We start from the raw sequence: 7495 nt of genomic DNA on the forward strand, positions 1-7495 counted from the left end.
GCAATCGTGGCTATCCAAGCCTGACAAGGGGAAGTTAGTAACGTCTGAATTCGAGCGTTTGCCATCGAGAGCCGCCTGTTATTTCTTATCTGCAAATTATGCCTTGCGCGAACAGATAGTCAATTCTGAACACAGTTTTCCTAAAGACATCCTGCAAAATAAATCACTTAACAGAGCAGAACTATACCGCTCCTTCGATGCTGTATGAAACTTGAAGTAACAATAATTAACCTCAAGAAAGAGCCTGTGTTCAGCAAGAGTTCAGATATAAAACATTGTTTTCTATTTTAAGGTTGGGTTCAGTAAAGCGGTGTAGATTAGCCATCAACAAAACGAAGGGCCATGAGAAAAAGCTTCGCCCTTGGCATAAAGACATTTAGGAGTATCACTGATGAAAAAACTAGCCGTTATCTCAACCATTACTTTGGCTTCTGTTGTGGCAATGCCGGCTTTCGCTGCCGACACTGACTGGTTCGTTGGTGCGGGTGTTGGTTATCAGGAAGATAATATCAAAGGTGAATCTGCCCAAAATGGTGAAGATGCAACTTATCAGCTACGTGGTGGCGCCATCATAAATGATCATCACCGTGTGATGGGTACATACAGCTATATGGATAAGTCATCACAGAATATGTTCCTGGCATCTTATGATTATCTGGTTCCTGTTGCCCAGCAGGTTAACTTGTTCGCAGGTGTATCGGCAGGTGTTGCGGACAGCAAGATTGCCGGTGAAAGCTCGTCGGATTTCGTTTGGGGCGGACAAGTGGGCGCGATGTATGAAATCAATGATAACTGGTCAACAGACTTGACCTACCGCTACCTAGATCAGGACTACAGCGAGAACAACACCAAGATTGATTACTCTCAACAAGTTGTCCTTTCTGTCGATTACAAGTTCTAAATCTTTGGACAGATGATTAAAGCAGCAAGAGGGGAATGATACCCTTCTTGTTGTTTTTGCGCGTACGGAATCACACGGGCCCTTGGCTGGCAGAAATAAAACCATATTCTGCAATAATTGCCTACTTCATACGCAATCAAATCTGGATCACAAAAAAAAGCCGCTTTCGGGTTGTTAATGTGATCTATATCTCTATATACTCCGCTTCCGGCCAGAACCATCGAGTTCAGCCACCTTAGTTACAAGCTGTCACCATGGATATGTGAACGACCCACGGAGTTGGACCGGCGTTATTTTAGCTTGTTATCAAGGTGACTTGTATGTTGTATATATGGGCGGACACACCATTTCCTGAACATTCTCGTTCAGAACCCTCCTATTTTGCTTTCTCCCTGAGAGCAGTGGTTCCTCTATTGCAGCAGGCAGTAACACCTTCATATTTCGGCATCCCATTTATTAGAAGCAACAGGACGAAATAATGCAGTTGTTAATTAGTTTGGCCGGTATTTTTGTGCTGGTAGTATGCGCTTGGGCGCTATCTGAAAACCGTAAGGCAATCAACTGGCGTACTGTCGGTGGAGCGTTAATTTTACAGGCAAGTTTTGCCGCTTTGGTATTGTATGTACCGGTAGGGCAAATGATGTTGGGAGCCATGAGCAGTGGCATCGCCAGCGTATTGGGTTTTGCCGATGAAGGAATAAAATTCCTGTTTGGTGACCTAGCTACTTCCGGTTTTATTTTTGCAGTCCGCGTCCTTCCTCTCGTTATTTTCATCAGTGCTCTGATTTCCCTTCTTTATTATCTTGGTGCCATGCAATGGGTCATTAAAGTGATCGGTGGTGGTATTCAAAAGGCGTTGGGTACAAGCCGTGCAGAATCTCTGGTTGCTACAGGCAACATCTTCCTTTCTCAGGGTGAATCACCGCTACTGGTGAAGCCTTTCCTCCCTAAAATGTCACGCTCTGAGCTATTTGCCGTGATGACTGGTGGTATGGCATCTGTCGCAGGTAGTGTTTTGGGCGGTTACGCGGGGTTGGGTGTCGATCTGAAATACTTGATTGCAGCAAGTTTTATGGCGGCACCAGGTAGTCTGCTGATGGCTAAGATTCTGGTTCCGGAGCAGGGCAAGGCACTAGAACAAGCTGACATTGAAATGGCTAAAAGCGATCACAGTAACGCGATTGATGCACTGGCAGCCGGTGCGATGAACGGTATGAAGGTCGCAGTAGCGATTGGTACGATGCTGATTGCTTTTGTGAGTGTTATTGCCATGGCCAATGCCGGTCTTGAGATGGTGGGTGAATGGGTCGGTGTTCAAAGCCTGACGATGCAGGCCATCTTAGGGTATATCTTCTCGCCACTGGCATTCATCATTGGCGTACCTGCGAGTGAAATGCTTCAGGCTGGTGCTTTTATCGGTCAGAAGATGATCCTGAACGAATTTGTTGCTTTCCTTGATTTTGTTAATGTCAAAGAAACGCTGTCTTCTCAAAGCCAGGTCATCATTACCTTTGCCCTTTGTGGTTTTGCAAATATCGGTTCAATTGCCATTCAGATTGGCTCTATTGGTGTGATGGCGCCAGAGCGTCGCGGTGATGTAGCGAGCCTGGGCTTTAAGGCTGTACTTGCTGCTACGCTGGCAAACCTGATGAGTGCGGCACTTGCAGGGATTTTTGTTAGCCTGTAACTCTGCACCTTCCAGAAAAACCGCCATATCTATGGCGGTTTTTTTATGCCTTGATAATGTATAATACAGTGTTTTATTATGGCGTCATTGACAGAGATAAATAATAGGCAGGTTAATACAATGCGGGCTATTGTCATCCTACTAGCAGTTAGCCTCTGGTTACAATCAGCCCAGAGCTATGCAGAAACCTTTTTGAATGATGCTGCATTGCTTAGCCAGCAACCAGAGTTTAGTCAGGAGATCGCGCCTGAGGCCGCGACGGAAACGCGTGAGAAGCAAGAAGATGTTGCTTTTAGTTTTCGGACAGGGCCTTCGTCAGAAAAAGATAACCAGATACCTCGATATCAAGAATTTACACCGACTCATGAAGCGATGCGTGATGTTGAGGAGAAACGTGAAGCAAATGACCGTCTGTGGGGAGCTATTTTTAGCTTGTTTTGACTATGGAGCTAACCATGCAACCCGTTCCGGCGAAGGTCAGGAAACGAGGCTGCCTGCACGCACTTATTGGAGTTCAGGCTGGTATCTGCTTCCTAATAGCGGCAGAGGCCAGCCTGTATGACTGTCACTCAGTGACGATTATTTATCGAACTGTTTAATTAAGACAGAGGTATCGGCACGGTTGAAGCCTCTTTCTTGAAGTTCGCTGTACTTTTCGTCGACTTGCTTGGCGAGCGGTAAGTCGACACCCAGCTTTTCCGCGGCCTCAAAGCAAATACCAAGATCTTTGCGCATCCAGTCAATCGCAAATCCAAAGTCAAACTTGTCTTCGGCCATGGTGACAGCGCGGTTTTCCAGCTGCCAGGATCCGGCTGCGCCATGCTTGAGCACATCTGTCATCTTTTCAATATCAAGGCCAGCTGATTTGGCAAGTGTAATGGCCTCTGACAGCCCTTGTAACACTCCGGCTATACAGATTTGGTTGGCCATCTTGGTGATTTGGCCGTAACCGACATCGCCCATCAAAGTGGTTGCTTTGGCAAAGCAGTCAATGATTGGTTTTGCTTTTGCAAAGACATCCTCGTTACCACCGACCATAACAGTCAGACAGCCATTGACCGCACCGGCCTCGCCACCTGATACCGGGGCATCAAGAAAAGCTGTATTGATTTCCGAGGCCGCCTGGGCAATTTCGCGCGCAACTTCGGCCGATGCTGTTGTGTTGTCGATAAGGATTGCTCCTTGTTTGGCAGTGGACAGAATCCCATCGGCTGCCTTATAGACCTGGCGGACATCTTCATCATTACCCACGCAGGTGAAAATAAATTCGGCATCTTTCGCCGCTTCTGCCGGCGTTAGGGCGATGTTACCGTCATATTGCGCCGCCCATTTTTCTGCTGTGGCTATTGTACGGTTATAGACAGTGACTTGGTGGCCAGCATTAGCCAGGTGTCCGGCCATTGGGAAGCCCATAGTGCCGAGCCCGATAAATGCGATGTGTTTGCTTGTCATGTGTTAGCTTCCCTGTAATGCAGTATGTTGATGAAATATAACGATCAAACCTTTAACATTCAATGGCTATTTAGCGGCGGCTAGAAATAGAAAGTGTGATCAAGGGCAAATAATCCCTTGTGCAATTACAGTTGGCATCCTATGATGTTTCGGTTCTTATTTATGATGTTGAATATATGCTGGCGAGTTTATTTCGAGCAATAATGTTGGTGTTCTGTCTGGGCGTTGCTTCGCTTGCTCATGCCGAAACCGATCAAGCGGTTATTCGCTTGGCGTTGCCTGCCAGTGTCAGTCAGCATGTTACCGAATCTTCCAAGCTTGTTCTGAACGATGCCAGTGCTCATACCGACAGCAGTCAGGCGGCGACGGAACAAGGTACGCTTGTGTGGGATTTTTCCCAGCACCACAGTTCTAAGCCCGAGATTAAGTCTGAGTCCAAGTTCCAGCAGGGCAGTTCGCAGCCTCAAAAACAACACTCCACTGAACATCGCGATTATGACCCGGCATTGGTCAACTCTTCACGTATGGCCAGTTTGGTACACCATGATCCGGAAGAAGTGCAGCCCTTTTATCAACTGGCGATAGAATTACCGGTCGAACCGGCACCTTCTCTGGTCGTTGGTTATTGTGTCAACTTCAGTGATAGCCTTAATTGGATGTTGAATACAAATCCGCCCTCGTGTCGAATTTCGGGTTGGAAAGAGACTAATCTCACCTACACCATCTATCAACCTCCTTTTCTCCGCACCTGAGAAATCTTGATCAGCGCAAGTTGCGGATGGGTCTTGCTGGCTATAGCAAGAAACCTGACTTGTCTGATCCTAAACCAGCGTTCGGCACTGTCGGCCAAGGCCGTTTGATGTCAAGAATGACTGGCTCCTACTGAGTTTACATCGAGTAAGTTGCTGCGAGCTTATGCCTTGCCGCAATCTATTGTCGTGTACTCAGGACAGATTGTTATTTCACCAGTTCTATCACTGGTGAAAAGATGGTGCATTACTAATGAGAAAAACCAATCAACAGCGGCTGCTTAACCACTATCCGGCTTGGAAATACGTGGTGCTGGTCGTTACCGTTATGATCATGCTGCTCAGCGCAATTCCAACCTGGTATGGGGAGGATGCTGCCGTGCAAATTGCCGCGTCGAATTCGAAGCTCCCGTTGGTTCTGGTACTCCAGCAGCAGCTTACTAATGAAGGAATAGCCGTCAAACGTATTGAACAGCAAGATGGCAAAACTACTGTTGTTCTAGACAATGACAGTCAGCAGACTGCAGCAAGAACAGTGCTGGCTGATCTTATAAATGATAAGGCCAACGACAAGTCAGTACTGACATTGGCATTGGAACCTGCAGCCCCGCAGTGGCTGCAGAGTATGGGCTTTGCCCCGATTAAACTGGGATTGGACTTACGCGGTGGCGTCCAGTTTCTGCTTGATGTAGATGTTGATCAAGTGTTCAAGGCACAAGGCGAACAGCTTAGTGATGAGCTTCGCCAGCAATTTCGTCAGGACGGGATCCGAGGCGCTCGCGTCGAGGCTTCAGGCATGGATACGTTGATAGTCCGCCTGCCAGATGCCAAAGCAAATAGTGCGGTACGCCAGTTTGTTCGCCAAAGCTATCCGCACTGGCAGCTAACCAATGCCAGCGGAGCGGGCGTAAAGCTGGTTCTGAAAGACGATGAGAAAACCGCACTGCGAAATCTCACGGTTCAGCAAAACCTGCAAACCATGCGAAGCCGTATCGAGGAGCTCGGTATAACTGAAGCCTTGGTGCAACGACAGGGAGAGAACCGCATTCGGATTGAACTGCCTGGCGTACAGGATCCCGCGGCCGCTAAAAGTGTTATTGGGGCAACAGCTAGCCTGGCCTTCTATGCGGTCAAAGAACCGGGAACCGGTAGCACCATGGAAATGAAGGACAAAGACGGCAGGCCGGTGAGAGTTGCACGCAAACCGGTGCTGGGCGGAGATCATATTGTTGATGCCCGTGCCAGCTTTGGCGAGATGGGGACGGCAGAGGTGAACATTACTCTTGACCATGCCGGCGGGAAAATGATGTCTGATTTTTCACGCGACAACATCGGCAAGCCGATGGCAACGGCATTCAGTGAATACAGTCGTGATAGTGAGGGGAATGCCAAACAAACCAGCAGTATTATCAGTGTGGCGACCATTCAGAGCCAGCTCGGAAATCGCTTCCGGATCACTGGGGCGGGGTCTATTCAGGATGCCCAGGAACTGGCCTTGCTGTTGCGAGCCGGCTCGCTGACTGCTCCGGTGACGATTGTCGAAGAGCGGACAATTGGTCCGACACTGGGGGCGGAAAATATCGAAAATGGGTTTTCGGCACTTGCTCTGGGGCTAGGGATGACCCTGCTGTTTATGGCGGCTTGGTACCGTCGACTTGGCTGGGTGGCTAACGTTGCTCTAGTGGCAAACATGGTGATGCTGTTTGGATTGATGGCGTTGATCCCGGGGGCAGTACTGACACTGCCGGGTATTGCGGGTTTGGTGCTGACTGTCGGTATGGCTGTTGATACCAATGTGCTTATTTTTGAACGGATCAAGGACAAGTTGAAGGAAGGGCGTAGTTTTGCCCAGGCGATAGATCGTGGCTTTAGTAGTGCGTTTAGCACGATATTTGATGCCAACTTTACCACGATGATTACAGCCGTCGTGTTGTATGCCATAGGAAACGGCCCGATTCAGGGCTTTGCCCTGACACTGGGGCTAGGACTGTTGACCAGTATGTTTACTGGAATTTTTGCTTCCCGCGCCATTATCAACTTGGTGTGGGGACGTGATGCTAGCCGCGAAGTGAGGGTTTAAGTGATGAGTCTTATGATAAAAAATGCAACCAAGTGGCGACACTTCACCAGCATCGTGTCTGTTTTGTTGATGGTTATTTCGATATTTATGGTAGCAAGCCGGGGATTAAACTGGGGATTGGATTTTACCGGTGGTGTCGTTAGCGAGATCCAGCTTAATCCGGCAATCACCAGCAGTGAAATTGAGCCACTGCTACAAGCAGGCCTTAACCAGGAAGTGAGTGTGGTGTCAGCCGGCGAGCAGGGACGCTGGGTGTTGCGTTATGCCGTTCCGGAAAATTCTGAACAAGCACCGTCTATCGATCAGCTTCTTGCCCCGTTGGCGACAGAGATCAGTGTATTAAATACCAGTATTGTTGGTCCGCAAGTGGGTCAGGAACTGGCTGAGCAAGGTGGTTTGGCGCTGTTGGTGGCGGTATTGTGTATTCTGGGCTACCTCAGCTACCGCTTTGAATGGCGACTAGCCTCGGGCTCGCTGTTTGCGCTAGCCCATGATGTGATTTTCGTGCTTGGCTTTTTTGCCGCGACTCAGATGGAGTTCAACTTGACTGTGCTCGCAGCAGTGATGGCTATCTTAGGCTACTCACTCAATGACTCGATTATCATTGCAGACCGGATCCGCGAGCT

Annotated in this window: 8 protein-coding genes; 7 read left to right on the forward strand and 1 reads right to left on the reverse strand. The window is 48.6% G+C overall.

All coding sequences use genetic code 11. The annotated features are described in order from the left end of the window. The 4 genes from MHN01_RS10660 to MHN01_RS10675 all read left to right on the forward strand — a co-directional run. A partial coding sequence (locus tag MHN01_RS10660) for a hypothetical protein (protein ID WP_239411339.1) occupies positions 1-208 on the forward strand: 208 nt, incomplete at its 5' end. Between the two features lie 183 nt (positions 209-391). Then, complete coding sequence (locus MHN01_RS10665) at positions 392-901, forward strand: porin family protein (RefSeq protein WP_239411340.1); 510 nt, start codon at positions 392-394, stop codon at positions 899-901. A 478-nt stretch (positions 902-1379) separates the two neighbouring features. Further along, a complete protein-coding gene (locus tag MHN01_RS10670) occupies positions 1380-2588 on the forward strand; it encodes a NupC/NupG family nucleoside CNT transporter (RefSeq protein WP_239411341.1) in 1209 nt (402 codons plus the stop codon). A 120-nt stretch (positions 2589-2708) separates the two neighbouring features. Beyond that, a complete protein-coding gene (locus tag MHN01_RS10675; protein WP_239411342.1) occupies positions 2709-3029 on the forward strand; it encodes a hypothetical protein in 321 nt (106 codons plus the stop codon). Between the two features lie 138 nt (positions 3030-3167). On the opposite strand, the gene MHN01_RS10680 is transcribed toward MHN01_RS10675, so the two are convergent. Next, positions 3168-4040, reverse strand: coding sequence for an NAD(P)-dependent oxidoreductase (locus tag MHN01_RS10680; protein ID WP_239411343.1), 873 nt, complete (start codon positions 4038-4040; stop codon positions 3168-3170). Positions 4041-4243: 203 nt separating this feature from the next. Here MHN01_RS10680 and MHN01_RS10685 point away from each other — a divergent pair, with 203 nt between their 5' ends. From MHN01_RS10685 to secF, 3 genes are all read left to right on the forward strand, one after another. Continuing rightward, positions 4244-4792 carry a hypothetical protein gene (locus MHN01_RS10685; RefSeq protein ID WP_239411344.1) on the forward strand — a complete coding sequence of 183 codons (549 nt, stop codon included), beginning with the start codon at positions 4244-4246 and terminating at the stop codon, positions 4790-4792. A 250-nt stretch (positions 4793-5042) separates the two neighbouring features. Further along, complete coding sequence (secD, locus tag MHN01_RS10690) at positions 5043-6869, forward strand: protein translocase subunit SecD (protein ID WP_239411345.1); 1827 nt, start codon at positions 5043-5045, stop codon at positions 6867-6869. Positions 6870-6872: 3 nt separating this feature from the next. Continuing rightward, positions 6873-7495, forward strand: a 623-nt coding sequence (gene secF / locus MHN01_RS10695; protein WP_239411346.1) for a protein translocase subunit SecF, incomplete at its 3' end; no start/stop codon positions are given.

Origin of the sequence: Photobacterium sp. OFAV2-7 (assembly GCF_022347985.1) — a bacterium.
Taxonomy (GTDB): domain Bacteria; phylum Pseudomonadota; class Gammaproteobacteria; order Enterobacterales; family Vibrionaceae; genus Photobacterium.

Excerpts from the sequence above, each read along its gene's own strand:
- MHN01_RS10665 (WP_239411340.1), top strand. The coding sequence starts at position 392 with ATGAAAAAACTAGCCGTTATCTCAACCATTACTTTGGCTTCTGTTGTG.
- MHN01_RS10670 (WP_239411341.1), top strand. The coding sequence starts at position 1,380 with ATGCAGTTGTTAATTAGTTTGGCCGGTATTTTTGTGCTGGTAGTATGC.
- MHN01_RS10675 (WP_239411342.1), top strand. The coding sequence starts at position 2,709 with ATGCGGGCTATTGTCATCCTACTAGCAGTTAGCCTCTGGTTACAATCA.
- MHN01_RS10680 (WP_239411343.1), bottom strand. The coding sequence starts at position 4,040 with ATGACAAGCAAACACATCGCATTTATCGGGCTCGGCACTATGGGCTTC.
- MHN01_RS10685 (WP_239411344.1), top strand. The coding sequence starts at position 4,244 with ATGTTGGTGTTCTGTCTGGGCGTTGCTTCGCTTGCTCATGCCGAAACC.
- secD (WP_239411345.1), top strand. The coding sequence starts at position 5,043 with ATGAGAAAAACCAATCAACAGCGGCTGCTTAACCACTATCCGGCTTGG.